This window comes from Gulosibacter sediminis, assembly GCF_014904065.1.
In the GTDB taxonomy this organism is placed as follows: domain Bacteria; phylum Actinomycetota; class Actinomycetes; order Actinomycetales; family Microbacteriaceae; genus Gulosibacter; species Gulosibacter sediminis.
In genome coordinates this window covers 29612-30952 of the sequence record NZ_JACXJG010000011.1, presented here as the reverse complement: position 1 = coordinate 30952, position 1341 = coordinate 29612, and the positions used below count along the sequence as shown (strand labels likewise).

Annotated in this window: 2 pseudogenes; both read left to right on the top strand. The window is 64.1% G+C overall.

The features are described from left to right. Positions 1-130: pseudogene (locus ID132_RS13810) on the top strand (heat-shock protein HtpX); the annotation flags it as partial. Positions 131-213: 83 nt separating this feature from the next. Then, a pseudogene (locus ID132_RS06910) lies at positions 214-1341 on the top strand (IS3 family transposase); the annotation flags it as partial.

Genomic DNA, 1341 nt, shown 5'->3' with positions numbered 1-1341 from the left:
CTTCCCCGGCAAGCGGTACGAGGACTGGAAGCTCGGCGACCCCGCCGGCCAGGGCATCGACGCCGTGCGCCCGATCCGCGACGACATCAAGCAGCGCATCGAGAAGCTGCTTGCGGAACTCCTCGACTGAACGGAGCAACGAACGGGTCTGATGTAGGAACTGGTGACGTCAAACATGGCTAGCCGAGAGGGCTGGCCTGGANGGATGTCATCATGCCCAAGCCGTTCCCCAAGGAGTTCCGCGACGACGTCGTCCGTGTCGCGCAGAACCGCGACCCAGACGTCTCCCTCGCGCAGATCGCGAAGGACTTCGGCGTCCATGTCGGAACTCTCGACAAGTGGATGCGTCAAGCCCGCATCGAAGCCGGCGAACAGCCGGGTGAGACGAAGCAGGATTCCGCCGAGCTGCGCGAGCTCCGTAAGCGCAATCGCCTCCTCGAGCAGGAGGTCGAGGTGCTGCGTCGCGCGACCGCGTATCTGTCCNGCGCATCTGCCGGGAAAATGATGTACCCGCTCGTGAGCGAGCTCGCCGCCGACGGAATCCCTGTCGTGGTGTCGTGCCGGGGCTTGAAGCTCGCTCGCCAGCCCTACTACCGCTGGCTACGTGATCCTGTGACAAGCCGGGAGCTCGAGGAGGCGTATCGGGCGAACGCGCTGTTCGCCGCGCACCGCGACGACCCGGAGTTCGGGTATCGGCTCCTCGCCGACGAGGCCCGCGAGGAGGGCCAGGCGATGTCGGATCGGACCGCGTGGCGGATCGCATCATCGACTGGCTGGTGGAGTGTGTTCGGGAAGAAGCGGAGCAAGAACGGCAAGAAGCCTGGCCCCGCCGTTCACGACGATCTCTGCGTCGTCATTGAGGAGCACGGGCGTGAGCGTCACCGGTTCGTGGCGTCCCGGCCGAACCAGCTCTGGCTGACCGATATTACGGAACACAAAACGAGCGAAGGCCGGCTCTATCTTTGCGCGGTCAAAGACGCCTTCAGCGGTCGGATCGTGGGTNTCGATCGACTCGAGAATGAAGGCATCACTCGCGGTCCGAGCTGTCCGCAACGCCGTCCGGATGCGCGGAAACGTGAACGGCTGTATCGTCCATTCAGATAGAGGATCGCAATTTCGAAGCAGGAAACTGCGCCGCGAACTCGCCGTCCATAACCTCGTCGGTTCGATGGGCAGGGTCGCGTCCTGCGGCGATAACGCGGCGATGGAATCGTTCTTCAGCTTGCTGCAGAAGAACGTCCTGANCCGCCGCTCCTGGACCACACGTGAAGAGTNCGCATCGCGATCGTGACCTGGGTCGAGCGGACCTACCACCGCAGACGCAGGCAGGTCCGCCTGGGC